This is a genomic window from Cupriavidus sp. KB_39 (genome assembly GCF_052114485.1).
GTDB lineage: Bacteria > Pseudomonadota > Gammaproteobacteria > Burkholderiales > Burkholderiaceae > Cupriavidus.
The window spans coordinates 41,444-64,701 of sequence record NZ_JBFREV010000013.1 but is presented as its reverse complement, the minus strand read 5'-3'; the positions used below and the strand labels follow the sequence as shown (position 1 = coordinate 64,701).

Sequence of the window (23,258 nt, the reverse complement as noted above, 5' to 3'; positions counted from 1 at the left end):
GTTGGCCGATCAAGTCGGCTGCACCTTCCGGCGCCGGCCCTTTTCCACCAGCCCGCCGATCACCGGCCACACCAGCACCGCCACGGCCAGCGCCATGATCGTGCCGACCAGGCCGTTGGACCAGAACACGTCCATCTGGCCCTGGGACATCAGCATGGTCTGCCGGAACGAATCCTCGGCGCGGTCGCCCAGTACCAGCGCCAGCACCAGCGGCGCCAGCGGGTAGTCGAGCTTCTTCAGCACGTAGCCGATCACGCCGAAAATCAGCATCAGCCAGACGTCGAACATGGCGTTGTGCACCGTGAAGGCGCCGATGGCGCACACCACGAGGATCAGCGGCGCGATGATCGCGAACGGAATGCGCAGGATGGCGGCGAACAGCGGCACCGTGGAAAGCACCACGATCAGCCCGGCGATGTTGCCCAGGTACATGCTGGCGATCAGCCCCCAGACGAAGGTCTTCTGCTCGGTGAACAGCAGCGGCCCCGGCTGCAGGCCCCAGATCATCAGGCCGCCCAGCAGCACGGCGGCCGTGGCGGAGCCGGGAATGCCCAGCGCCAGCATCGGCAGCAGTGCGCTGGTGCCGGCCGCGTGCGCCGCGCATTCCGGCGCGATCACCCCTTCCACATTGCCGCGCCCGAAGCTCTCGCGGTTGCGCGAGAAGCGCTTGGCCACGCCGTAGCCCATGAATGACGCCGCCGTGGCGCCGCCCGGCGTCACGCCCAGCCAGCAGCCAATCACCGACGAGCGGATCAGCGTCATCCAGTAACGCGGCAGCTCGGCCCAGGTCTTGAGCACCACCTTGAGGTCGATGCTGGCGCGCTTGCCGCGGAAGGCCACGCCCTCCTCCATCGTGATCAGGATCTCGCTGATGCCGAACAGGCCGATCACGGCGACCAGGAAGTCGAACCCGCGCAGCAGCTCGGTGGAGCCGAAGGTCATGCGCAGCGTGCCCGAGACGGTATCCATGCCCACCGCCGCCAGCGCAAAGCCCATGCACATCGCGATCACGATCTTGGCCTTGGCTTCCTTGCCCATGCCGACGAAGCTGCAGAACGTGAGGAAGTACACCGCGAAGAATTCCGGTGGCCCGAAGCGCAGCGCGAACTTGGCCACCAGCGGCGCCAGGAATGTGATCAACAGCACACCCGCCAGCGCGCCGAGGAACGAGCCCGTGAAGGCCGAGGTCAGCGCTCGCCCGGCCTCGCCCTGCTGGGCCATCGGGTAGCCGTCGAAGGTGGTCGCCACGGACCAGGCTTCGCCGGGGATGTTGAACAGGATCGAGGTGATCGCCCCGCCGAACAGCGCGCCCCAGTAGATGCAGGACAGCATGATGATGGCCGAGGTCGGCTCCATCGAGAACGTCAGCGGCAGCAGGATGGCCACGCCGTTGGGGCCGCCCAGCCCGGGCAGCACGCCCACGACGATGCCGAGCAGGATGCCGACCAGCATCAGCCCGACGTTGTGCCACGACATGGCGACCGCGAAGCCGCCCATCAGTGAATTGAGTTCTTCCACGCCCGCCCCCTCAGAAACCGAACGCCGCTTCGAGCGGGCCCTTCGGCAGTGGCACGCGGAACTGCATCTCGAAGATCCAGAACAGCGCGGCGTTGATGGCAACGCCGGTCAGCACGGCACGCCACCAGGCAAACTTGCCGATGACCCGCATGAAGCCGGCGATGAAGATGGCGCTGGCCACATAGATGCCGAGGAACTTGATCAGCGCGATGTAGATCGTCAGCGGCACCAGGATCACCGCCACCTGGCGCAGCTGCGGCCAGGTGACGAAGGTGGCGTCGGACGCGGTGCGCCACGCCTGCCACAACACGGCCAGGCAGGCCACGAAGATGATGGCCCCGATGCGCAGCGGGAAGTAGCCGGCCTGCGGGCCGTCCGGCGCCCAGCCCGCGCCGATCTGATAATTGCTGACCATGACTACGACCGCGCCGGCGGCGATCAGCAGCGCCACGGCGATCTCCGCCGTGCGCACCGTGATGGCCGCCGGCGCGGCCGTGGCGTCGGTATGCTCGCTCATTAGAACCTCCCAATTGAAAGGGCGACGCCACCAGCGACGCCCAAGTGGATCATTCCGTGCCGCGGTTTCTCCCTCTCCCCTCAGTGGGAGAGGGCCGGGGAGAGGGGTGGTCTAGCACCGAGCCACAATCGATGAAGCCGTCGGTGCGCTCCAGCGCTACAGCTCCGGCCAGCGCCGCCCCTCTCCCCCGGCCCCTCTCCCGCAAGCGGGAGAGGGGAGCAACCCGCCCCCCCGAACCGCACTTTCTCGCGGGAGAGGGGAGCAAACCATCACCGTGCTGCCACGAAGCCCGCTTCCTTGATGATGTCCTTGTGGCGGGTCTCGTCCGCCTGGAGGAACTCGGTCAGCTTGGTGCCGGTCAGGAACTCGTTCTTGAGCGCGTTCTTTTCGAGGTACTCGTTCCACTCGGGCGTGGCGGCCACCTTCTGCATCAGCTCGACGTAGTACTTCTGCTGGTCCGGCGTGACGCCGCCCGGCAGCATGAACACGCGCAGCATCTGGTATTGCACGTCCAGCCCGGCTTCCTTGCACGTGGGGATATCGCCCCAGCTCTGCGTGGCCGTGACCTTGCCCGTGTACTGCATGCGCGACGGCGCGAACACGCACAGCGCGCGGTGCTCGCCGGCGCGCCACTGGCCGATCGATTCGGACGGGTTGTTCACGTTGGAGTCGATGTGCTTGCCCGAAAGCTGCGTAGCGGCCTCGCCGCCGCCCTTGTACGGGATGTAGATGAAGCGCACGCCGGCCTTGCGCTCCATCTGCGCGGTGATGATCTGGTCCTCGCGCTTGGAACTGGTGCCGCCCATCTTGAGCTTGCCGGGCTGCTTCTTGGCTTCGGCGATGTAGTCGGTCGGGGTCTTGTAGGGCGCTTCGGCGTTGGTCCACAGCACGAATTCGTCCATCGCCACCATGGCCACCGGGGTCAGGTCGCGCCAGTTGAACGGCAACTGGCTGACCATCGGCACGGTATAGAGCGCGGACGAGGTCACCAGCAGCTTGTGCGGGTCGCCCTTGGACGCCTTGGTGTCCATCAGGCCCTCGGCGCCGCTGGCGCCAGCCTTGTTCACCACGATGACCGGCTGGCCCATCAGCTTGTGCTTGGCGATGATGCCCTGGATCGAGCGCGCCATCTGGTCGGAGGCGCCGCCGGCACTGAACGGCACCACGATTTCGACGGGCTTGGTGGGCTCCCAGGCAAACGCGGGAGCGGCAAATGAAACACTGAGGGCAATACCGAGCAGCGAAGCACGCGCGGCGGCGCGTGCGGGGGAACGCAACGTCATGGTCTGTCTCCTTTGGTGTGATCCGTGCGCTCTGCTGGCGCATCGGCGGTACGGCCGGGCCGTCCCGGGAATCCCGGGCGGTCCGTCTTTTTCTTCTACGTCGATGGTGACCGGATCAAGCGGCGCGCAGCGCCGGCTTCAGCGCGGCCGCGCGCAGGCTTTCCATCGCCGCCAGCACGCCGCCCGCATGGTGCGGCACGCCGGCCAGCGCCAGGCCCATCTCCACGCCGGCGAGGGTGCCCATCAGCGTCAGGTCGTTGAAATCGCCAAGATGGCCGATGCGGAAGACCTTGCCGGAGAGCTTGGACAGCCCCTGCCCCAGCGACATATTGAAGTTCTCCAGCACCACCTTGCGCAGCGCGTCGGCGTTGTGGCCGTCCGGCATGACCACGGCGGTCAGCGCCGGGCTGTACTCGGCCGGGTTCTGGCACAGGATCTCCAGCCCCCAGGCGTTCACGCAGGCGCGCGTGGCCTCGGCATGGCGGCGATGGCGCGCGAACACGTTCTGCAGGCCCTCTTCCTGGAGCATGTCGCACGCCTCGGACAGCCCGTAGAGCAGGTTCGTGGCCGGGGTGTACGGCCAGAAGCCATTCTTGTTGGCTTCGATGATCTCTTCCCAGCCCCAGAACGCCTTCGGCAGCTTGGACCTGGCCGACGCCGCCACGGCCTTGGCGCTGACCGCGTTGAACGACAGGCCCGGCGGCAGCATCAGCCCCTTCTGCGAGCCGGAGACGGTCACGTCCACGCCCCACTCGTCGTGGCGATAGTCGATCGAGCCCAGCGAGGAGATGGTGTCCACCAGCAGCAGCGCGGGGTGGCCGGCCGCATCGATCGCACGGCGCACGGCGGCGATGTCGGAGGTCACGCCGGTGGAGGTCTCGTTATGGACCACGCAGACCGCCTTGATCTCGTGGCTGCGGTCCTCGGCCAGCCGCGCGCCGATGGCGGCGGCGTCCACGCCGTGGCGCCAGTCGCCCACCAGGAATTCCGGATTCAGGCCGAGCTTGTCGGCCATCTTCTTCCACAGCGAGGCGAAGTGGCCGGTCTCGAACATCAGCACGCGGTCGCCGGCGGAGAGCGTATTCACCAGCGCCGCTTCCCATGCGCCCGTACCGGATGCCGGATAGATCACAACCGGCTGGGCGGTCTGGAAGATCTTGCGGATGTCCGCCAGCACCTTCTTGCCGAGTTGCTGGAACTCGGGGCCGCGGTGGTCGATGGTCGGGTAGTCCATTGCGCGCAGCACGCGGTCGGGCACGTTGGTCGGACCCGGGATCTGCAGGAAGTGCCGGCCGCTGGGATGGGAGTTCAGTCGGATCATGTCGCCTCGTGTTCTTCGGTTTGAATTTTGTATTCAAAAATCGGGGATGCACTGCGCGCCCGGCATGCGGGATAATGTTGCCCGGCGCAAGCGCCTCGCATTCCGCAAAAAGTCCTTATAAATCAGTACTTATCAGGATTTCAGACCGTTCGTCGCGCTGTTCCGGGCGTGGCCAACGACACCGGAATGCAGTTCGTGCTTGCCCCAGAGTAGGTTTTGAATACAATACTGTCAAGCCACACGATCCCTGATGACCGCCAATCCGACCACTCCCTCGCAAGCCGTAGACCGCCAGATCCTGCATGTGGCGGTGGCCCAGCGCCTGCGCACCATGATCATGGAAGGCGAGCTGGCGCCGGGCACCCGGCTCAATGAGCGCGTGCTGTGCGACCTGCTCCAGGTTTCGCGCACGCCGCTGCGGGAAGCCTTCAAGGTGCTCGCGGGTGACGGTCTGGTCACTCTGCTGCCAAACCGGGGCGCCGAGGTGGTGGTGCTGTCCAAGGAAGCGATCGACCACCTGTTCGAGATGATGGGCGCGCTGGAAGCCACCAGCGGCGAGCTGGCCTGCCAGCGCATCACCGACGCCGAGCTGGTCGAGATCCGTGCCATGCACTACGAGATGCTGGCGTGCCACGCGCGCCGGGACCTCCCTAATTACTACGCGCTGAACCGGCGCATCCACGATGCCATCAACGCCGCGGCGCGCAATCCGATCCTCGAGGAGACCTATCGACGCATCAACCTGCGTATCCAGGCGCTGCGCTTCCGCTCCAACTTCGACCAGGACAAATGGGATCTGGCCGTGCGCGAGCACGGCGCCATGCTCGATGCCCTGGCGAAGCGCGACGGCGCCGCCCTGCGAGACATCCTGCGCGCGCACCTGCAACACAAGCACGACGCGCTGATCGCCGAACTAGAACGCGCACAGGACGCCGCCGCCTGACCCCCGCGCGCGCCGCGCCGTCTCCGGACGGCAGGCCGGCGCGCCACGGGCCAGGGCGACGGCGTCTCCAGTGCATGCACACGGAGACATCCCCGCCCATGGCCCTGCCTACCACCCCCACGCCGCCCGGCGTGCAGCCGCTGCGCTTCATGCCCGGCGCCGCATCGTCACCCGCCACGCAGTCGCCGCTGTACCGGCGGCTCGCCGCCGAGCTGCGCGGCGACGTGCTGTTCGACACCGCCAGCCGTGGCCGCTACGCCACAGACGCCTCGATCTATCAGGTCATGCCGATTGGCGTGGTCGTGCCGCGCGACGAAGCCGACGCCCGGCTGGCGCTGGACATCGCCCGCGACTTCAAGGCGCCCCTGCTGCCGCGTGGCGGCGGCACCAGCCAGTGCGGCCAAACCGTGGGCGAGGCGCTGGTCATCGACAACAGCAAGTTCCTGAACCAGGTGATCGACTTCGACCCGGTGGCGCGCACGGTGACTGTGCAGCCCGGCATCGTGCTCGACCACCTCAACGCCTGGCTCAAGCCGCACGGGCTCTGGTTCCCGGTGGACGTCTCCACGGCGGCGCAGTGCACGATCGGCGGCATGGCCGGCAACAACTCGTGCGGGTCACGCTCGATCCAGTACGGCAACATGGTGCACAACGTGCTGGGCATCCAGGCGATCCTGGCCGGCGGCGAGGACGTGCGCTTCGACGCCGGCTGGCCGGCGGACGGCGCCCCGCACCGCGCCATCGCCGATGGCGTGCGGCGCATCGCCGAGCGGGAGCGCGACGCCATCGCCGAGATGTACCCGCACGTACTGCGGCGCGTGGGCGGCTACAACCTCGACCTGTTCCATCCCCAGAACGAACGCCCCTACACTGCCGACGGCAGCGTCAACCTCGCCCACCTGCTGGTCGGCTCGGAGGGCACGCTGGCCTATTTCCGGCACCTGACGCTGCAACTGGCGCCGCTGCCCACGCACAAGACGCTCGGCGTGGTGAATTTCCCGACCTTCTACCAGTCGATGGAACTCACCCGCCATATCGTCGGCCTGCAGCCGGCGGCGGTGGAGCTGGTCGACCGGACCATGATCGACCTCGCGCGCCACAACCCGGCCTTCCGCCCGGTGATCGAGCGCGCGCTGGTGGGCGAGCCCGAGGCCATCCTGCTGGTGGAATTCGCTGGCGAAGACCGCGAGACCACGGTGCGCGGCCTGGCCCGGCTGGTGGAGCTGATGGCCGACCTGGGGCTGCCCGGCTCGGTGGTGGAGATGCCGGATGCCGGCCCGCAAAAGGCGCTGTGGGAAGTGCGCAAGGCCGGCCTGAACATCATGATGAGCATGAAGGGCGACGGCAAGCCGGTGTCCTTCATCGAGGACTGCGCAGTGCCGCTGGAGCATCTGGCCGCGTACACCTCCCGGCTGACCGAGGTCTTCCACAAGCACGGCACGCGCGGCACGTGGTACGCCCACGCCAGCGTCGGCACGCTGCATGTGCGCCCCATCCTCGACATGCGCCGCGACGGCGCCACCAAGATGCGGGCGATTGCCGAGGAAGCCGCCGCGATGGTCCGCGAATACAAGGGCGCCTATTCGGGCGAGCATGGCGACGGCATCTGCCGGGGCGAATGGGTGGCGTGGCAGTTCGGCCCCGCGCTGAACCAGGCCTTCGCCGAGGTCAAGGCGCTGTTCGACCCCGAAAACCGCTGCAACCCCGGCAAGATCGTCGGCACGCCGAAGATGGACGACACCGCGCTGTTCCGCTTCCCGCCCAGCTATACGGTCAAGCCGATCACCCCGGCGCTCGACTGGTCGGCGTGGAACGTCACGCGCGACCCGGTGACCGAGGCCGAGAGCACGCCCGGCACCGGGCTGGACCCCGCGCGCGGGCTGGCGGCGGCCGTGGAGATGTGCAACAACAACGGCCACTGCCGCAAGTTCGACGCCGGCACGATGTGCCCGAGCTACCGCGTCACGCGAGACGAGCAGCACCTGACCCGTGGCCGCGCCAACACGCTGCGGCTGGCGCTGTCTGGCCAGCTCGGCCCGGAGGGGCTGCTGGAGCCAGCGGTCAAGGAGGCCCTCGACCTGTGCGTCTCCTGCAAGGGCTGCAAGCGCGACTGCCCCACCGGCATCGACATGGCCAAGATGAAGATCGAAGTCCGCGCCGCCCACGCCAAGGCCGGCAAGCTGCGCGCGCGCGACCGCATGGTCGCCTTCCTGCCGCGCTACGCCGGGCTGGCCAGCCGCCTGCCGTGGCTGTTCAACCTGCGTGACCGCGTGCCGGGACTGCCGGCGCTGAGCGAGCGCCTGTTCGGCCTGTCCGCCCGGCGCTCGCTGCCGCGCTGGCAGGCGGCTTTCCTTGGGGGCGACTACACGCCGAAGGCGGCGGGCGGCAAGGAGGTGGTGCTGTTCGTCGATACCTTCAACAACCATATGGAGCCCGAGAACGCCCGCGCGGCCCAGCGCGTGCTCGAAGGGGCCGGCTACACCGTGCACCTGTCGGCGGTGCCGGGCGAGCGCCCGCTGTGCTGTGGCCGGACCTTCCTGGCGGCAGGTCTGGTCGATGAAGCCAAGGCCGAGGCCCGGCGCGCGCTCGACGTGCTGCTGCCCTTCGTCGCGCGCGGCGTGGCCGTGGTGGGGCTCGAACCGTCTTGTTTACTGTCGATGCGCGACGAATTCCTCCAGTACGGCTACGGTGACGCCGCGCGCCAACTGGCGGACAACGCGTTCCTGTTCGAGGAATTCCTGGTCCGCGAGCACGCCGCCGGCCGCTTCGCCCCATCGCTCCAGCCCATCGGCACGGCCCGGGCCCTGCTGCACGGCCACTGCCACCAGAAGGCGTTCGATGCCGTACGCCCCGTGGAACAGGTGCTCGGCTGGATTCCGGGCTTGAAGACCGAGCTGGTGGAGTCGTCGTGCTGCGGCATGGCCGGCAGCTTCGGCTACGAGGCCGAGCATCACGAGGCCTCGATGAAGATGGCCGAGCTGTCGCTGCTGCCGGCGGTGCGCAAGGCCGATGGCGACACTCTCGTGGTGGCCGATGGGACGAGTTGCCGACATCAGATCCACGATGGTGCAGGCCGGGAGGCGCTGCACGTGGCGCGGGTGCTGGAGCGGGCCATGGCGACGGCGGCAACGGCAGCCGGATAGCGCACACCCAACGCCCACGCAACAGATTCTCCGTCCAAATCCGCCAAGTTCCCGGTCCTGGCGGACAAAGCGGCCGGCCCGGGCCAGCGCAGCGCCTATGATGCAACGGCGAACCAGCGGTCTGGACGGAGAGTGGACGGAGAACCAAAGCCATGGGCACTATCGCAATCGAGTTGGAGGTCTCGCCTGATGCCCCGGCAGGCCGGGCGACATGACGGGGCGCCAGCGCAAGGGCGCTGCGGCCAGCGTACTGACAGCGGTGGCGCTGGCGGCGCTCGTGCTGTGGCTTGGCAGCCGCAAGGCGCCGGGCGGCTCGATCGACGCGGTCGGCGCCACAACCGATGTGGCGGTCCAGCCGATAGCCGGCGGGGCCGACCAGGCCGCTGCCCTGCAGGCGGCCCTGGATAGCCTGCAGCCGGGCCAGCGCCTCGTGCTGGCGCCGGGCAACTATCGCGTGGGGAACGTGCTGGCCATCCGTGGCGAGCAGGTCGTGGTGTCCGGCTACGGCGCCACGCTCACCGCCACCAGCCCGGACGCGCAGGCGGTGGAGATCACCGGCCGCAACGCCACGCTGGTCGGCGTCACGCTGGTCGGCACCGGCACGCAGCGGCTCGAATCGTCCACCTCCGCCAAGGTCTCCGTGGACGGCTACGGCATCCAGGTGCTCGACGTCACCATCCGTGGCGGGGCGAGCGCCGGCATCTTCGTCTCGCGCGGCAACAGCATCGCGCTGGTCGGCAACAAGGTCAACGGCACGCTGGCCGATGGCATCCACATCACCGGCGGCTCGCGCGACGTGCTCGTGCAGGACAACTCCGTCACCGCCACCGGCGACGACATGATCGGCATCGTCAGCTACCAGCGCGACGGCACGATCAACCAGAACATCCTCGTCAGCGCCAACTACCTGGCCGGCAACGCCTGGGGGCGCGGTGCGTCCATCGTCGGCGGCACCGACGTGACCCTGGCCAACAACTGGATCGAAGGGGTGCAGAAGGCGGCGGCGGTGCTCATCGCGCAGGAGGACGGCTACCGCACGGCAGGCGTGACCAATGTGCAGGTGACGGACAACATGATCTCGGATATCGAGAACGCCACGCAGCCGGGCAACAACCGGCTGGCGGCGGGCCATGCGGCCATCGACATCAATACGGGGACGGGCAGCGTCGCGCGGGTGCTGGTGGCGGGCAACCAGGTCACGCGCGCCACTTACGATGGCTTCCGGGCGGTCGGCAATGTCTGCAACGTGCGGGTCTCGCGCAACCGGTTCGTGACGATTGGCGGCGCGGCGCTGTCCCTCCAGGTGCGCAACTGCCCGACGGACGCCTGGACCTGCGACGGCAACACGCTGGACGGCACTGGCATCGCCCTGACCGGCTGCAACGGGACCGGCGCGCCGCAGGTGTCGGGCGCGGACCGGACCCGGATGCCGCAGGTGCGCACGGCGCTGCGGCAGCAATGAGCCCTCCTCGGACGTAGCGGACTCACCGCACGCGCGGCGTCTCGGCGATCAGCCGTTGGAGGTACTTGCCATAGTGGCTCTTGCCCAGCGGCTTGGCCAGCCGGCCGAGCTGCTCGGCATCGATCCAGCGGCGCCGGTAGGCGATTTCCTCCGGGCAGGCCACCATCAGGCCCTGCCGCTTCTGAAGCGTCGAGACCAGCAGCGCCGCCTCCACCAGCGAGTCGTGCGTGCCGGTGTCCAGCCACGCGTAGCCGCGCCCCATGATGTCCACGGCGAGCTTACCGGCTTCCAGGTAGCGCGAGTTGACATCGGTGATCTCCAGCTCGCCGCGCGCCGAGGGCCGGATGTCCGCCGCGATGTCGCACACCGCGTTGTCATAGAAGTACAGCCCGGTCACCGCGTAGCTGGAGCGCGGGACGGCCGGCTTTTCCTCGATCGACAGCGCGCGGAAGTCCTCGTCGAACTCCACCACGCCGTAGCGCTCCGGGTCGTCCACGTGATAGGCGAACACGGTGGCGCCTTCCTCGCGCCGGTTGGTGCGCGCCAGCAGCCGGGCGAGGTCGTTGCCGTGGAAGATGTTGTCCCCGAGGATCAGCGCCGAAGGGTGCTTGCCGACGAAGTCCCGGCCAATGATGAAGGCCTGCGCCAGCCCGTCCGGCGAGGGCTGCTCCGCGTACTGGATGTCCAGCCCCCACTGGCTGCCGTCGCCCAGCATGGTGGCGAAGCGCGGCAGGTCCTGCGGCGTGGAGATGACCAGGATCTCGCGGATGCCCGCCGTCATCAGCGTGGAGAGCGGGTAGTAGATCATCGGCTTGTCATAGACCGGCAGCAGTTGCTTGGACACGCACTGCGTGATCGGGTACAGCCGCGTGCCGGACCCACCGGCCAGGATGATGCCTTTGCGGTTCATGTCTGAATCTCCCAGGTCGATGGTGGTGAAGTCTGTTCAGGTCGCTCTTTCAAGCGGTGCGGGAATGGGCGCCACAGGGTCCACGCCCCGGGCCGTGGCGCGGGCAGTCGCCTCGCGCCGGTAGCAGATGAAGAAGGCCAGCGCGCCGAACACCTCGGTCAGGATGATCGAGATCACCGTGCCCCGGGCGCCCATCAGCATCACCAGCGGCACCACGTAGAGCAGGTGGAGCACGGTCACGGCGGCGTAGATGTTCTGCACCAGCCGGTGGCGGCCCAGCGCCAGCAGGCCCAGGTTGCCGAAGACGAAGGCCACGCTGGTCACCGGCAGCAGCACGCCCTCCAGGCGCAGCAGCAGGATGGCGTCGTGGAACGGCTCGCCCAGCCACATGCGGATGCCGACATCGGCAAACAGCTCGATGCCGATGGCCAGCGCGCCGGCGCAGGCAAACACCGCCAGCGTCGCCTTGCGCAGCAGGGCGCGCGCCGCCTCCGGGTCCGTGACGTTGTACTGGCTGATGCGCGGGAAGAAGGCCGTGCCCACCACCGTGAAGATGGTCTGGGCCGCCACGCGGATCTTGTCCGCCATGGAGAACTGCCCCACCGCCACCGGCCCGTGGAAGTAGTTGAGCAGGATGGCGTTGAAGGTGACGTAGAAGCTCACCAGCACCAGCGAGAGAAACACCGGGAAGCCTTCGCGGAACGAGATGGCCACCTCGCGCACCGACACGGCCACCAGCGACGCCAGCCGCTGCCGGTGGATGCCCCACAGCGCCGCCACCGCCAGCAGCACCGTGCCAACGCTAATGCCCAGTGCCGCCAGTGCGGCGTCCCCCGGCCCGCGCACCCACATCAGCACGCACCCCAGGCTGACCGCGCGGGCGATGCAATTCGGCACCACCAGCACCTTCATGCGCTCCAGCCCCTGGTACAGCCAGATCGGCGTGAAGGCGTTGGCCACCACGCCGACGAAGGCCGCCGCGAGGATGGTCCAGTGCTCGCGCAGGCTCGGCACCAGCCCGAGCGTGCCGGCCATCAGCAGCGCGGCGGCCAGCGTCAGGGTCAGCTTGGCGGCCATCGTGGCCGAGAACACGCGGTCGACCACCGTGCGGTCGTCCCGCCCCAACGACACCAGCCGCGTGGCGGTGAGATTGTGGCCGTAGTCGGTCAGCAGGATCAGGTACTGCGCCAGCGCCTGGCAGTAGGCCAGCACGCCGAACTCCTTCACCCCGAGCACCCTTCCGAGCAGCGGCAGCAGGAGCAGCGGGAACAGGTAGTTGCCGGCCTGTATCAGCAGGAGATAGGTCGCGGTGGCGCGGATGGAGGTCGGCATGGCGGCGTAGCGTCAGCGGGGACCGGGACGGATCACACCACGCGGCACCGGCGGCAACCGTCGTCGCACCGGCTGGCCGGCCATCTGGAAGATCAGCCACAGCAGCGCCAGCGGCACGAAGTTGCGCCCGCTGAACAGGTTGGGCACGCGCAGGATCTCCAGCAGCGACACCAGCAGCACAGCGTGCGCGCAGCACCAGAAGCCATCGCCCGCGCGCCAGCCCGCGTAGCTGCGGGACAGCAGCCAGCCCATGCCCGCCGCCAGCAGCAGCGCGAACCATCCCCACTCGTGGAAGTGCACGTAGATACCGGACGGATTGTTGAACTCCGGGTCGCCGAAGTCGCTCAGGAACATCGTGTAGCTGTCGCCATTGCCGACCAGCGGGCGCATGAACTCGCCCACCACCGGGAACTTGACCAGCCAGTCGAAGGTGAACACCGCGTCGCCGGCGCCCCAGCCCATGATCGCCAGCAGCCCGGCGCCGTTGTTCAGCGAGGTGGAGTAGTACATGCCGAGCCGTTCCAGCGCGAACTCGAAGATGTTGTCGTAGAGATTGACGTAGTGCGTCTCCCAAGACCGGTTGTACTCGTTGGCGATAAAGAAGCCGATCAGCGGGCCGATGGCCGCGAACGGCCCGAGCCGCAGCAGCCAGTTGCGCCGGGGCACGTTGCGGAACCGCATCACCATCAGCACCCACGGCAGCACCAGTTCCACCAGCGCCAGCCGCTCGGCGAAGATGAAGCTGCGCAGCACCGTCAGCACCAGCAGCACGGCCAGGAAGACCTTGTAGCGGTTCAGGCCGCGCACCGGCTGGCGGAAGATGTAGAAGTAGAGCGGCACATAGGCCACGCCGGCCTGCGTGAGCGTGCTGATGCCGGCGATGCGGCCCTTCAGTTCGAGGACGTCGTAGGTGCTGGCGGAGCCGGTCAGGAAGGAGATCAGCACGGCGGGCCGGGCGATCACGCCGCCCATCATCACCAGATAGCCGATCAGGGCGAGCCAGAACAGCGCGTCGAGGATGTGCACGGGCATCTCGGCGCGCGGCCGGGGCGCCAGCGGGGCCAGCGAATCGCCCGCGTAGGACGCCACCGTCAGCACCACCAGGAACAGCCCGCCGGCCAGCGCGTAGAAGCTGGTGAAATAGACCCGCTCGATGGCCTTCTGGTCGCCCAGCAGCGACACCGAGATCAGCACATAGAGCGGCAGGATGAAATACAGCAGCAGCCGGGTGGGGTCTTCCCACCAGTAGCCGTCATGGAAGTCGCGGGGCGGGGTCGGATGTGGCATCGGCATCTATCTGGGGACGACCGCGAGGTCATCGGTGTGGAACGGTTCCGTGGGCGCCGGGGGTTCCGGCTCGGGCGACGCGGTGCGGGGCCGGCCGCCCTGCCCGGCCATGGCCTGCCGCACCACGGCCAGGAACTCGCTGCGGAAACGCTCCGGCGTGAAGCGCAGCGCGTTCTCACGGCAGACGGCCGGGTCGAACCAGCCGCTGTCCTCGAAGCGGCAGACCGCGCGCACGATGTCCTCCACGGTCTGGCGCGGGAAGAACACGCCGGTGCGGGTGCCGGCGTTGCCGGCGTCGACCACCGTCTCGCTGGCACCGCCCCGCCCCAGCGCGATCACCGGCGTGCCGCAAGCCTGCGCCTCCACGGCCACAATGCCGAAATCCTCCTCGGCGGCGAACACGAAGGCGCGTGCGCGCTGCATGTGGTCGATCAGTATCTCGGTCGACTGGTAGCCCAGCATCTTCACGTTGGGGGGCAACATGGCCTGGATGCGCGCGAAGTCCGGCCCATCGCCAATCACGACCAACCGCTTGTCCGGCATGGCCGCGAAGGCTTCCACGATCAGCGCGACCTTCTTGTACGGCACCAACCGGGAAGCGGTCAGGTAGAAGTCCTCGCGGCACTGGCCGAGGCCGAAGCGTTCGACATCGACCGGCGGGAACACCACCGTGGCCGGGCAGCCGTAGACCTTGCGGATGCGCCGCGCCACGTAGGCCGAGTTGGCCACGAGCAGGTCTACGCCATGGGCGGTGCGATGGTCCCAGATCCGCATGTAATGGAGGATGGCCCGCGCGATCCAGCTCTTGAGCCCGCGCGTCAGGCGCGATTCGTCGAGGTACTGGTGCTGGAGGTCCCAGGCGTAGCGGATCGGCGAATGGATGTAGCTGACGTGGAGTTGCTCCGGCCCGGTGATGACCCCCTTCGCCACGGCATGGCTGGACGAGATCACGAGGTCGTAGTCGGAGAGGTCGAACTGTTCCACTGCCAGCGGCATCAGCGGCAGGTAGTTGCGGAACGACTTCCGGGCGCGCGGCAGGCGCTGGATGAACGACGTCTTGGCGTGCTTGCCCTGCAGCACGTGGCGCTGGTCGTCCGGGAAGAAATCGACCACGCTGAACAGGTCGGCGTCGGGCCAGATCTTGAGAATCTGCTCCAGCACGCGCTCGGAGCCGGCATAGGTGGTCAGCCAGTCGTGCACCACGGCCACCCTGCCGAACTCGCCGGGAAAGGGAGTCGGGACGAAATTCGGGGCGAAATTCGGGGCGGGGGTCATCGCTGGGGCAGCCATGGGGAAATCTCGGTGAGAAGCCGGTCGGCGGTCAGGCGCCACGAGCGGCGCTGCACGTTGGCGAAGCCCTGCGTGCGCAGGCGGTCACGCAGGGCGCTGTCGTGCATCACGTGCATCATGGCTTCGCCGCACTCCGCCGCACTGGTCGGGCGGAAGTAGATCGCCGCATCGCCGCAGGCCTCGCGCACCGAGGGCAGGTTGGACGCGATGACCGGGCAGCCCAGCGTCATCGCCTCCACCGGCGGCAGCCCGAAGCCCTCGTACAGCGACGGAAACACGAAGCAGGCGGCCTGGCGGAACAGGGCCTTGAGATCGCCATCGTCGACATAGCCCACCCGTTTCACGAAGTCTGGCGACACCTGTTGCACCGCCTTCAGCATCGGCATGCCGCCGCCGACGATCACCACGTCGTAGTCGGTGGCCTTGAGCAGCTCGATGGCCTCCACCACGAGCCGGAAATTCTTGTGATGGCTGGCACTGCTGACGGCGAGGATGTACGGCCGGCCAGACAAGTGGAACTTCTCGCGGACGTCCGCCTCCTCCGGCAGCCGCAGCATGTGGTCGCCGCTCATCGGCAGCACGCCGATCTTGCGGCCCGGGATGTGATACGCCTGGATCAGCTCGCCGCGCGAGAACTCGGACACCGTCAGCACGCGCCGGGCGATGCGGCCGATCCACGGCGCCATCATCCGATACCAGGCCCGGAAGGCCCGCGTGTACGCCTGCGGCACGCGCATCGGCGCGGCGTCGTGCATGACCGTCACCTGATTCCGATAGAGCAGCGGTCCGGCGTTGCACAGGTTCAGCAGCAAGGTGCCGCGCGCCGCCAGCGGCAGGCAGACCTGCTCCCAGTACTGGCCGTTGCCGCCCGGCACGGTGCGGATGCGGAGGTTGGGAAAGCGTTCCGGCTCGACCTGCACCGACGGCGGGATCAGCAACTCGAACGACAGCCCCGCCACGGCGGGTGCCTGCGTGGCGACCAGTTCGTCGATGCTGCGGATCACCTCGTTCGCAAAGCGGTCCACCCCGGTCGGGCGCCGGCCCAGATAGCGGCCATTGATCGACACGATGGTCGGGTCACCGCCCGCTGGCGCCACCGGCCGCACCGGCGCCCCGCTGCGCGCGAGCGGGTTGGCGATATAGCGGATCGCGCGGTCGCCAACCGCCGCCACCGGCACCAGCGCGAGCGCCGTCAGGCCGGACACCGCCAGCTTCTTGCGCAGGCTCCAGTACGGGTTCGCGGTGACGGTATGGAAGTAGCGGCCGGACTCGCGCAGGAACCAGCGCCAGCGCTGCCCGAGCGGCGCCCCGTACAGCGCGGTGGCGAACAGCGCCTTCTCCAGCGCGAAGTCGAGCGGCGCGGCCGGCAGCGTGATGCCGAGCCGCTGGCGCGCAATCTCGCGCAGCAGCACCCAGCGCCGGGTGGACTGCCGGGCGCCCGCCAGCGCGTCTTCCGCATTGGCCAGCGACAGCCCGCCGTTGTCCTGCCGGTGCACCCGGTAGCGGCCAAGCGGCCGATCGATGGCGAACACGTCGCCGACCAGCGCGGTGCCATAGATCGCATAGAAATCGGCGCCGTGGATGTTGTCGGCGGTCACCGGCACAGGAAAGATGCGGCGCAGAGCTTCCACGCGATAGGCGTTGCCGGAACCCGGCGGCGACGGGTAGAGCCAGCCCTGCCGCAGCAGCGCGCCACAGTCGGTCACGGCGTTCGATTGCGGCACCTGCACGCCGGTCAGCGTGCCATCGCCGGTCATCACTTCCAGCCGGAACTGCACCTTGGCGTAGTCGCCGGCGGCGAAGGCGGCCAGCACCGTCGCGGCGGCGTCCGGCTCCAGCAGATCGTCGGCGTCGAGAAAGATCACGTAGGGCGTGGTCACGCGGCGCAGCGCGTGGTTGTAGGCCGAGACCTGTCCGCCGTTCGCCTGGCAGATGGCCTCGATGCGGTCGCCGTAGCCGGGCAGGATCTCGCGCGAGCCGTCCGTCGAGCCATCGTCGATGACCATGACCTTCACCGCCGGCGCGGTCTGGGTCTGGGCCAGCGCCGAGTCGATCGCCCCCCTCAGAAACCGCGCGTAGTTGTAGTTGCAGATGACGATGGTCAGGCTCGCGGATTCCGGGTGGGACGGCATGGGGGTCTCGGTGGGGGAGCGACTACAGGGAATAATCGGCATGAAAGCCCAGGCGGTTCGCCTCGCCATCGGCAATGGCGCGTTCGAGCAGGCTGAGGCGCGCCGCCGCGCTGCGGCGCTTGCCGTAGAACCGCAGCAGGATCAGGAACACCAGCCGGTTCAGCCGATAGGTGAAACCGGACGTGGACCAGTAGTTCTTGTCGAACCACGCCTGGTTGCGGCTGCTGTAGTACGCGCGGAAGTCCGAGCCGCTCAGCAGCAGGCACTCGAAGTGGTTCTTCCAGTTGCGCTTGACGTTCCAGGAGCCCTCCAGATCCTCCAGCTGCGCGCCGGTGACCAGCGCGATGCGCCCGCCCCGGGCGGTCAGCCGCCAGGTGTATTCGATGTCGTCCGCGTAGAGCACCAGATTCGGGTCCGGCAGGCCGAGGTCGGTGTAGACGTCCCGGTGAGCCAGGAAGCCGCCATACGGCGCGAACGGCATCGACACCACCGCAGGCAGCGCGCGCGGACGCGGTTTTCCCCACGGCGTGCGGCGCCAGATCTTGTAGGGGATGCGGGCGACGTGGAAGCCGAAGTAGCTCGAACGCGGCGGCGAGGCCAGCGCGCCCGGCACGCCCATGGCGATGTCGCCCTGATGGTCGGGCCGGAAGCCGAGCACCGCCGCGCGGCCCCGGCCGGTTTCGCGGGTCAGCACGTCCAGCTGATGGCAGAGCACGCCCAGCGCGCCGGGGCACGGCGCGTTGTCGTCATCCATCAGCCAGAGGTAGTCGGTATCGCCGCGCAGCGCGGTCTCGATGCCGACCGCGTAGCCGTTGGCCGAGCCGGTGTTGGTCGGCAGGTGCACCACGGTGATGCGGCGCCCCCAGCGCGCTTCGAGCAGGCTCAGGTCCGATGCCGAGTTGTTGCTGACCACCACGGCGTGCCGCACGCCCTCTTCGTCGAAGGCGCGGCGCAGCAGTTCCACGCAGTAGTGGAGCCGGTCCCCGTAGGTGACAGTGACCAGTGTGATGCGCTTGTTGTGGGAGAAAGTCATGACGGCTCGCTTGGGGAGGAGCCCGGCGTGGCCGGGCGGGGCGCTTGGGGCTCTGCGTTGGTGCCATAGGCATAGCTGTAGCGATGCAGGGTGCCGGTGAAGTCGTTGAAGATCACGCCCTGCACGGCGACGTTGGCCTGGGCCAGCCGGCGCGTGCTTTCGTCGATCTGGTCGACCGTGGTCACGCGGTGGCGCGCCACCATCAGCACGGTGCCGGCCAAGCGGCCCAGCACCAGCGCGTCCGCCACGGGCAGCAGCGGCGGGCCGTCCAGCACCACCATGTCGTACTGGGCCGCCACGCGCTCGATCAGCGCGGCCAGCTCCGGCTGGAGCAGCAGCTCGCTCGGCCCCGCCATGTGCAGGCCGGTGGACAGCAGGTCCAGCCCGTATGAGACATCGCGGCGCACCACGTCCTCCAGCCGGTGCGTGCCGGCCACCACCTCGGACAGGCCGGGCCCCCGGTCGACGTGAAAGCGCCGGTGCAGCGCGCCGTTGCGCAGGTCCGCGTCGATCAGCAGCACGCGGCGCTTGGAGGCCCCCGCCAGCGTCGCCAGGTTGGCGGCGACGAAGGACTTGCCGATGCCGGCGGTCGGCCCGGTAATCAGCACCACGCGGTTGGGCGCTTCGCTCAGGGCGAAGTGCAGCGTGGTGCGGATGGTGCGCAGGCTTTCGATGGCGGCATCGGGCAGCACGGCGCGCTCCGCCGGGCTGGCCAGCCGGAGCGGCCAGTTGGCCCGGCCGGGCTTGGTCTCGCTGGTCAGCCGGCTGCGCGGCACGGTGGCGTACACGGGCAGGCCCGTGGCGATCTCGATCTCCTCGCGGTCCTGCACGGCGCCGGCCATGCGGCGCCGGAACGTGGCCAGCACCAGCCCGGCGAACAGGCCCGCCAGCAGCGAGCCACCCACGGCCACGCCCCGGCGCGGCATGAACGGCGTCTCGGGCGGCGTGGCGGGGTCGATCAGCCGCACGTTCGCCACCTTGCCGGCGCGCACCAGCGCCAGTTGCTGACGGGCGTTCAGGCGATTGGTGTACAGCTCGGTGTCCACCTTCATCTTGCGCTGGCGCTGCAACAGCGTCTGCTCGATCAGCGGCAGGTTGCGCGTGCGCGCCTGGTTGATCGCCAGCGCGGCGGCACCCTCCTGCAGCTGGGCGTCCAGCGCGCGCACGTAGCGGTGCTCGTCCGTATAGCGCGTGATCAGTTCCCGGCGCTTCTCCTTGAGGTCGAGCTGGCGGGTTTCCATGGTGACGGCCTGCTCCAGCAGCGTGCGCGCCTCCTCGCTGGTATCCACGGCACCTTCCTTGGCCCGATAGGCGTTGTAGGCGCTCTCCGATTCCTCCACCTGCTGCTTGAGCTGCGGCAGCTGCTCGTCCAGGAAGCGGATCGACTTGTCCGCCTCTTCGGAGCGCCGCCGCACGTTCTGCTCGACATACTCGGTACCCACCACGTTCAGGATCTGGCTGGCGCGCACCGGATCGACGCTATCGAGCGCCACGCCGATGATGCTCGACTGCTTGCCGCGCTCCGAGATCGACAGCGAGCGTTGCAGCCATTCCGTGGTGGCGATCTCCGAGTAGCGCTTGATCGTGAAGGTGGCGCCGGGCTCCCCGTCGGCGGTCTTCACCAGCAGGTCCACCGGCCCGCGCGCGGTGTCCGCGTGCAGCGGCACGCCGACCTTGCCGCGCAGCGTCAGCAGCGGCTCGCCCCACATCTGCGACAGCGTGAGCACGTAGGACCCGTTCCTCCCCAGCGTCATCACGAAGGTCTTGCCCTGCCAGCCGGCCGGCACATCGAAGCGGGCCACGTCGATGCGCTCCGCGCCATGCACGTAGCCACCCGGCAGCGGCTGGGACAGCCCGTCCCTGCGCGCGGCCAGCCACCAGCCGATCACCGGCACGTAGCGCGGCGCGGCATCGATATACAGCTTCAGCGTCTCCACCGCCCGCGACACGACCATGCGCGAGTTCAGCACCTGGATTTCCGAGGTGGTGTCCGGCTTCAGCTCCTGCATCGGCCGCACGTCGCCGGAGGGGGAGCGCGACTCGGAGGCGCTCGGCTCCACCTGGATCAACAGGTCCGAGCGGTACACCGGCCGGGTAAACAGCGCGTAGGCCACGCCCCCGAGCAGGCACAGCGCGGTGGTGCCGGCGATCAGCCAGCGCGAGGCCAGGATCGTCGTGCGGATGTTCATCGAGCGGGCAAAGTGCCGCCCCGGCATGTCGTGGCCTGCGTGAAAGATCTGAGGCGAATTCATGCCGTTCTCCCGTATCGCCCCCGCCCGCGCGGGCGAGGGTCGTTTTTGTGTATGTCAGTACGCGCCACGGCCATGCAGGACGACTCCGACGGTCTTGAACAGAATCACGATGTCCCCCACGAACGTCCAGTTGCGCACGTAGGCCACGTCGAGCGAAATGCGCGTGCCGTAGTCGGTCTCGTTGCGACCGCTGACCTGCCACGGGCCGGTGATGCCGGGCAGCACGCGCAGGTAGTAGGCCGCTGCGTCGCCGTAGCGCTCCAGCTCCTTCTCCACCACGGGGCGCGGGCCGACCAGGCTCATGTCCCCGCGCACCACGTTCCATAGCTGCGGCAGTTCGTCGATGCTGGTGCGGCGGATAAAGCGGCCCAGCCGGGTAATGCGCACGTCGTCTCGCAGCTTGAAATCGCGCTCCCACTCGGCACGCGCCACGGGGTCCGAGGCCAGCAGCTCCTTCAGCACCACGTCGGCGTTCATCACCATCGAACGGAACTTCAGGCACTTGAACTTGCGGCCGTTGGCGCCGATGCGCGTATGGCCGAACAGGCAGGGGCCGCCATCCTTCATCACGATCAGCGCCACCGTCAGCATCAGCGGCGAGAGCAGCAGCAACAGGGTGAGCGCGGCCGCCGCGTCGAAGGCGCGCTTGACGCCCAGCCCCAGCGCGGGCGGCAGCCGCATCGACATGTCCGCCGGGCCATCGAGCGCAGGCGGCACAAAGGTCGCCATGGCGCCGGGCAACTCGCCCGTCCTCCCGGCACTGCCCGCGCCGCCGGGCACGGGGGGCGTCAGGCGGCGGGTGGCGACGCCGGACTCGGTGAACAGCGATTTGAAAGCTTGGAACATGGCGACTCTCCCGTGGCCAGGGTTAACTTGCGATCGATGTCTCCAGGAGGCGCGCGTCGGCCGGCTGGGCGGCCGCGCGGCGACTGTTTTCAGGTGGTCAGGGGGTCTAGGCGCAGCGCCCGTAGGTGTCCTCGATGCGCACGATGTCGTCTTCGCCGAGATAGGCGCCGGACTGCACTTCGATGATCTCGAGCGGCAGCTTTCCGGGGTTCTCGAGCCGATGCGTGGTGCCGATCGGGATGTAGGTGGATTCGTTTTCGCTGAGCAGGAACTGCTCTTCGCCACGGGTGACGAGCGCGGTGCCGCGCACCACGGTCCAGTGTTCGGCGCGATGGTGGTGCAGTTGCAGCGAGAGCTTGGCGCCCGGGCGCACGACGATGTGCTTGACCTGGAAGCGCTCGCCGGTGTCGAGCGAGTCGTAGCAGCCCCAGGGCCGCTGCACCTTGCGGTGGGAGTCCGCCTCGGTGCCCCGCTGGCGCGCGATCCGCTCGACCAGCCCCTTCACGCCCTGCACATGGGAGCGGTCCACCACGAGCACGGCGTCGGCGGTCTCCACCACGATCACGTTGGTGGTGCCCACGCACGCGACCAAGCGGCCCTCGGAATGGGCGTAGCAGGAGGTGGCGCCCTCGAACAGCACGCGGCCCCGGGCGGCGTTGCCTTCGCCATCCTTGTCGATGGCGTCCCACACGGCGTCCCAGGAGCCGAGGTCGGACCAGCCGGCGTCCAGCGGCACGACCACGCCCGGCACGCCATCGGCGCGCGCGAGTTGCTCCATCACCGCGTAGTCGATGGAGTCCGACGGCACCGCCGCGAACGCCGCTGCATGGGGATGGAACACCGCGCCGTCGCTGCGGCCGGTGGCGAAGGCATCCGCGCAGGCCGCGTGCATGGCCGGCTGGAGCTGTTGCAGCGTGCGCAGCCAGGTGCTGGCGCGCACCACGAAGATGCCGCTGTTCCACCAGTACTCGCCCGAGGCCACGTACTGCGCCGCCAGTTCGGCGGCGGGCTTTTCCACGAAGGCGTCGATCCGGCGCGCGGCATCGTCGAGCGACGCGCCCAGTCGGATGTAGCCAAACCCGGTATCGGCGCGCGTCGGCGGCACGCCGAGCGTGACCATCGCGCCCTGCTCGGCAAACCCCGCTGCGCGCAGCACGGCCTGCTGGAAGGCGCCGTTGTCGGCAATCACATGGTCGGCCGGCATGGCCACGAGAATGCAGTCGTCGCCCTCCGCGCAGGCAAGCAGCGCGGCCAGGGTCAGGGCCGGAGCGGTGTTGCGCCCGGTCGGCTCCACCACGATGCGCGCCACCACGCCGGCTTCGGTCAGCTGCTGGGCGGTCATGAAGCGGTGCGCTTCGCCACAGACGATGATCGGCGCCATCTCACCCATCGCACCGCCCCCCTCCACCAGCCCGGCCAGCCGGCGCGCAGTGGTCTGGAGCAGCGTGTCACCGCCAAGGACGTCGATCAGTTGCTTGGGAAAGTGCTTGCGCGAGAGGGGCCAGAGCCGGGTGCCCGAGCCGCCGGCGAGCACCACCGCGGCGAGCCGCGTGCGTACGGCGGGCGCCGCTATCGCGATATCCGCGGTGTCCGTGATGAGGTCCGTGGATTCGATCGTGGTGTCCGTAGTACGCATGTCTGCTCCTGTCCGGGGGGCTGCAACTGGCGAAAGGCCGTTTGTTGCAGCGAAGCATAGATGCCCGAAAAAGCAGATCTGACCGCGCGGCGGAAAATGCAGAATCTTTGTCCGAATAATGAAGGCGTAACACTTTTGAAAGTAATTAAGCCTCCACTTTGATCAGACAAAACACTGGCCGAATATCAAAATGATGAATCGGCACGGCATATTTACAATATCCCGCACCAATATGCGGCGATGCATGTATTTAGTTCATCGCAATGCCCTAAGCCCGTGCACACAAGGGATTGCGGCTATTCGGCGACAGCGCTTCGTGCGTTTCCGCGCATTCAAATGAAAATAGTGATTCA

At 68.4% G+C, this 23,258-nt stretch carries 15 protein-coding genes and 2 pseudogenes; 3 read left to right on the top strand and 14 right to left on the bottom strand.

Features of this window, described 5'->3' with window-relative positions:
- Positions 1 to 9: 9 nt before the first annotated feature.
- The 4 genes from AB4Z27_RS12365 to AB4Z27_RS12350 form a co-directional block, all read right to left on the bottom strand.
- A complete protein-coding gene (locus AB4Z27_RS12365; protein ID WP_092293832.1) occupies positions 10 to 1,518 on the bottom strand; it encodes a tripartite tricarboxylate transporter permease in 1,509 nt (502 codons plus the stop codon).
- Positions 1,519 to 1,528: 10 nt separating this feature from the next.
- Positions 1,529 to 2,035: a tripartite tricarboxylate transporter TctB family protein gene (locus tag AB4Z27_RS12360; protein ID WP_092293834.1), complete on the bottom strand. Its 507-nt coding sequence runs from the start codon at positions 2,033 to 2,035 to the stop codon at positions 1,529 to 1,531.
- A gap of 269 nt (positions 2,036 to 2,304) precedes the next feature.
- The gene (locus tag AB4Z27_RS12355; protein ID WP_092293836.1) at positions 2,305 to 3,318 is read right to left on the bottom strand and encodes a Bug family tripartite tricarboxylate transporter substrate binding protein; all 1,014 of its coding nucleotides are present in this window, start codon (positions 3,316 to 3,318) and stop codon (positions 2,305 to 2,307) included.
- Positions 3,319 to 3,433: 115 nt separating this feature from the next.
- A complete protein-coding gene (locus AB4Z27_RS12350; protein ID WP_092293838.1) occupies positions 3,434 to 4,639 on the bottom strand; it encodes a pyridoxal-phosphate-dependent aminotransferase family protein in 1,206 nt (401 codons plus the stop codon).
- 250 nt (positions 4,640 to 4,889) lie between these two features.
- On the opposite strand from AB4Z27_RS12350, the gene AB4Z27_RS12345 reads away from it, so the two are divergent.
- From AB4Z27_RS12345 to AB4Z27_RS12335, 3 genes are all read left to right on the top strand, one after another.
- The gene (locus AB4Z27_RS12345) at positions 4,890 to 5,582 is read left to right on the top strand and encodes a GntR family transcriptional regulator (RefSeq protein WP_092293840.1); all 693 of its coding nucleotides are present in this window, start codon (positions 4,890 to 4,892) and stop codon (positions 5,580 to 5,582) included.
- Between the two features lie 98 nt (positions 5,583 to 5,680).
- Positions 5,681 to 8,725, top strand: coding sequence for an FAD-binding and (Fe-S)-binding domain-containing protein (locus AB4Z27_RS12340; protein WP_092293842.1), 3,045 nt, complete (start codon positions 5,681 to 5,683; stop codon positions 8,723 to 8,725).
- A 211-nt stretch (positions 8,726 to 8,936) separates the two neighbouring features.
- A complete protein-coding gene (locus AB4Z27_RS12335) occupies positions 8,937 to 10,187 on the top strand; it encodes a right-handed parallel beta-helix repeat-containing protein (protein ID WP_441591275.1) in 1,251 nt (416 codons plus the stop codon).
- A 22-nt stretch (positions 10,188 to 10,209) separates the two neighbouring features.
- On the opposite strand, the gene rfbA is transcribed toward AB4Z27_RS12335, so the two are convergent.
- The 10 genes and pseudogenes from rfbA to AB4Z27_RS12285 all read right to left on the bottom strand — a co-directional run bounded on the left by rfbA (position 10,210) and on the right by AB4Z27_RS12285 (position 22,905).
- Positions 10,210 to 11,097: a glucose-1-phosphate thymidylyltransferase RfbA gene (gene rfbA, locus AB4Z27_RS12330; protein ID WP_092293846.1), complete on the bottom strand. Its 888-nt coding sequence runs from the start codon at positions 11,095 to 11,097 to the stop codon at positions 10,210 to 10,212.
- A 36-nt stretch (positions 11,098 to 11,133) separates the two neighbouring features.
- Positions 11,134 to 12,429, bottom strand: a complete 1,296-nt coding sequence (locus AB4Z27_RS12325) for an oligosaccharide flippase family protein (protein ID WP_092293848.1) — start codon at positions 12,427 to 12,429, stop codon at positions 11,134 to 11,136.
- A 12-nt stretch (positions 12,430 to 12,441) separates the two neighbouring features.
- Positions 12,442 to 13,716, bottom strand: a complete 1,275-nt coding sequence (locus tag AB4Z27_RS12320; RefSeq protein WP_092294374.1) for an oligosaccharide repeat unit polymerase — start codon at positions 13,714 to 13,716, stop codon at positions 12,442 to 12,444.
- A gap of 6 nt (positions 13,717 to 13,722) precedes the next feature.
- Entirely contained in the window at positions 13,723 to 14,991 is a 1,269-nt protein-coding gene (locus tag AB4Z27_RS12315) for a glycosyltransferase family 4 protein (RefSeq protein WP_441644571.1), read from the bottom strand.
- Positions 14,988 to 15,563, bottom strand: coding sequence for a glycosyltransferase family 4 protein (locus tag AB4Z27_RS12310; RefSeq protein WP_255370803.1), 576 nt, complete (start codon positions 15,561 to 15,563; stop codon positions 14,988 to 14,990). The genes AB4Z27_RS12315 and AB4Z27_RS12310 overlap by 4 nt, the downstream gene beginning before the upstream one ends.
- 561 nt (positions 15,564 to 16,124) lie before the next feature.
- A pseudogene (locus AB4Z27_RS12305) lies at positions 16,125 to 17,138 on the bottom strand (glycosyltransferase family A protein); the annotation flags it as partial.
- A 22-nt stretch (positions 17,139 to 17,160) separates the two neighbouring features.
- Complete coding sequence (locus tag AB4Z27_RS12300; RefSeq protein ID WP_092293852.1) at positions 17,161 to 18,171, bottom strand: glycosyltransferase; 1,011 nt, start codon at positions 18,169 to 18,171, stop codon at positions 17,161 to 17,163.
- The gene (locus AB4Z27_RS12295; RefSeq protein WP_441591274.1) at positions 18,168 to 20,423 is read right to left on the bottom strand and encodes a GNVR domain-containing protein; all 2,256 of its coding nucleotides are present in this window, start codon (positions 20,421 to 20,423) and stop codon (positions 18,168 to 18,170) included. The genes AB4Z27_RS12300 and AB4Z27_RS12295 overlap by 4 nt, the downstream gene beginning before the upstream one ends.
- Before the next feature lie 54 nt (positions 20,424 to 20,477).
- A pseudogene (locus AB4Z27_RS12290) lies at positions 20,478 to 21,074 on the bottom strand (sugar transferase); the annotation flags it as partial.
- Between the two features lie 301 nt (positions 21,075 to 21,375).
- Positions 21,376 to 22,905, bottom strand: a complete 1,530-nt coding sequence (locus AB4Z27_RS12285) for a mannose-1-phosphate guanylyltransferase/mannose-6-phosphate isomerase (protein WP_441591273.1) — start codon at positions 22,903 to 22,905, stop codon at positions 21,376 to 21,378.
- Positions 22,906 to 23,258: the final 353 nt, after the last annotated feature.

Bases quoted from the DNA above. Each gene is read 5' to 3' on its own strand.
- AB4Z27_RS12360 (WP_092293834.1), bottom strand. From the start codon at position 2,035: ATGAGCGAGCATACCGACGCCACGGCCGCGCCGGCGGCCATCACGGTG.
- AB4Z27_RS12355 (WP_092293836.1), bottom strand. From the start codon at position 3,318: ATGACGTTGCGTTCCCCCGCACGCGCCGCCGCGCGTGCTTCGCTGCTC.
- AB4Z27_RS12350 (WP_092293838.1), bottom strand. From the start codon at position 4,639: ATGATCCGACTGAACTCCCATCCCAGCGGCCGGCACTTCCTGCAGATC.
- AB4Z27_RS12345 (WP_092293840.1), top strand. From the start codon at position 4,890: ATGACCGCCAATCCGACCACTCCCTCGCAAGCCGTAGACCGCCAGATC.
- AB4Z27_RS12340 (WP_092293842.1), top strand. From the start codon at position 5,681: ATGGCCCTGCCTACCACCCCCACGCCGCCCGGCGTGCAGCCGCTGCGC.
- AB4Z27_RS12335 (WP_441591275.1), top strand. From the start codon at position 8,937: ATGACGGGGCGCCAGCGCAAGGGCGCTGCGGCCAGCGTACTGACAGCG.
- rfbA (WP_092293846.1), bottom strand. From the start codon at position 11,097: ATGAACCGCAAAGGCATCATCCTGGCCGGTGGGTCCGGCACGCGGCTG.
- AB4Z27_RS12325 (WP_092293848.1), bottom strand. From the start codon at position 12,429: ATGCCGACCTCCATCCGCGCCACCGCGACCTATCTCCTGCTGATACAG.
- AB4Z27_RS12320 (WP_092294374.1), bottom strand. From the start codon at position 13,716: ATGCCACATCCGACCCCGCCCCGCGACTTCCATGACGGCTACTGGTGG.
- AB4Z27_RS12315 (WP_441644571.1), bottom strand. From the start codon at position 14,991: ATGACCCCCGCCCCGAATTTCGCCCCGAATTTCGTCCCGACTCCCTTT.
- AB4Z27_RS12310 (WP_255370803.1), bottom strand. From the start codon at position 15,563: ATGCTGCGGCTGCCGGAGGAGGCGGACGTCCGCGAGAAGTTCCACTTG.
- AB4Z27_RS12300 (WP_092293852.1), bottom strand. From the start codon at position 18,171: ATGACTTTCTCCCACAACAAGCGCATCACACTGGTCACTGTCACCTAC.
- AB4Z27_RS12295 (WP_441591274.1), bottom strand. From the start codon at position 20,423: ATGAATTCGCCTCAGATCTTTCACGCAGGCCACGACATGCCGGGGCGG.
- AB4Z27_RS12285 (WP_441591273.1), bottom strand. From the start codon at position 22,905: ATGCGTACTACGGACACCACGATCGAATCCACGGACCTCATCACGGAC.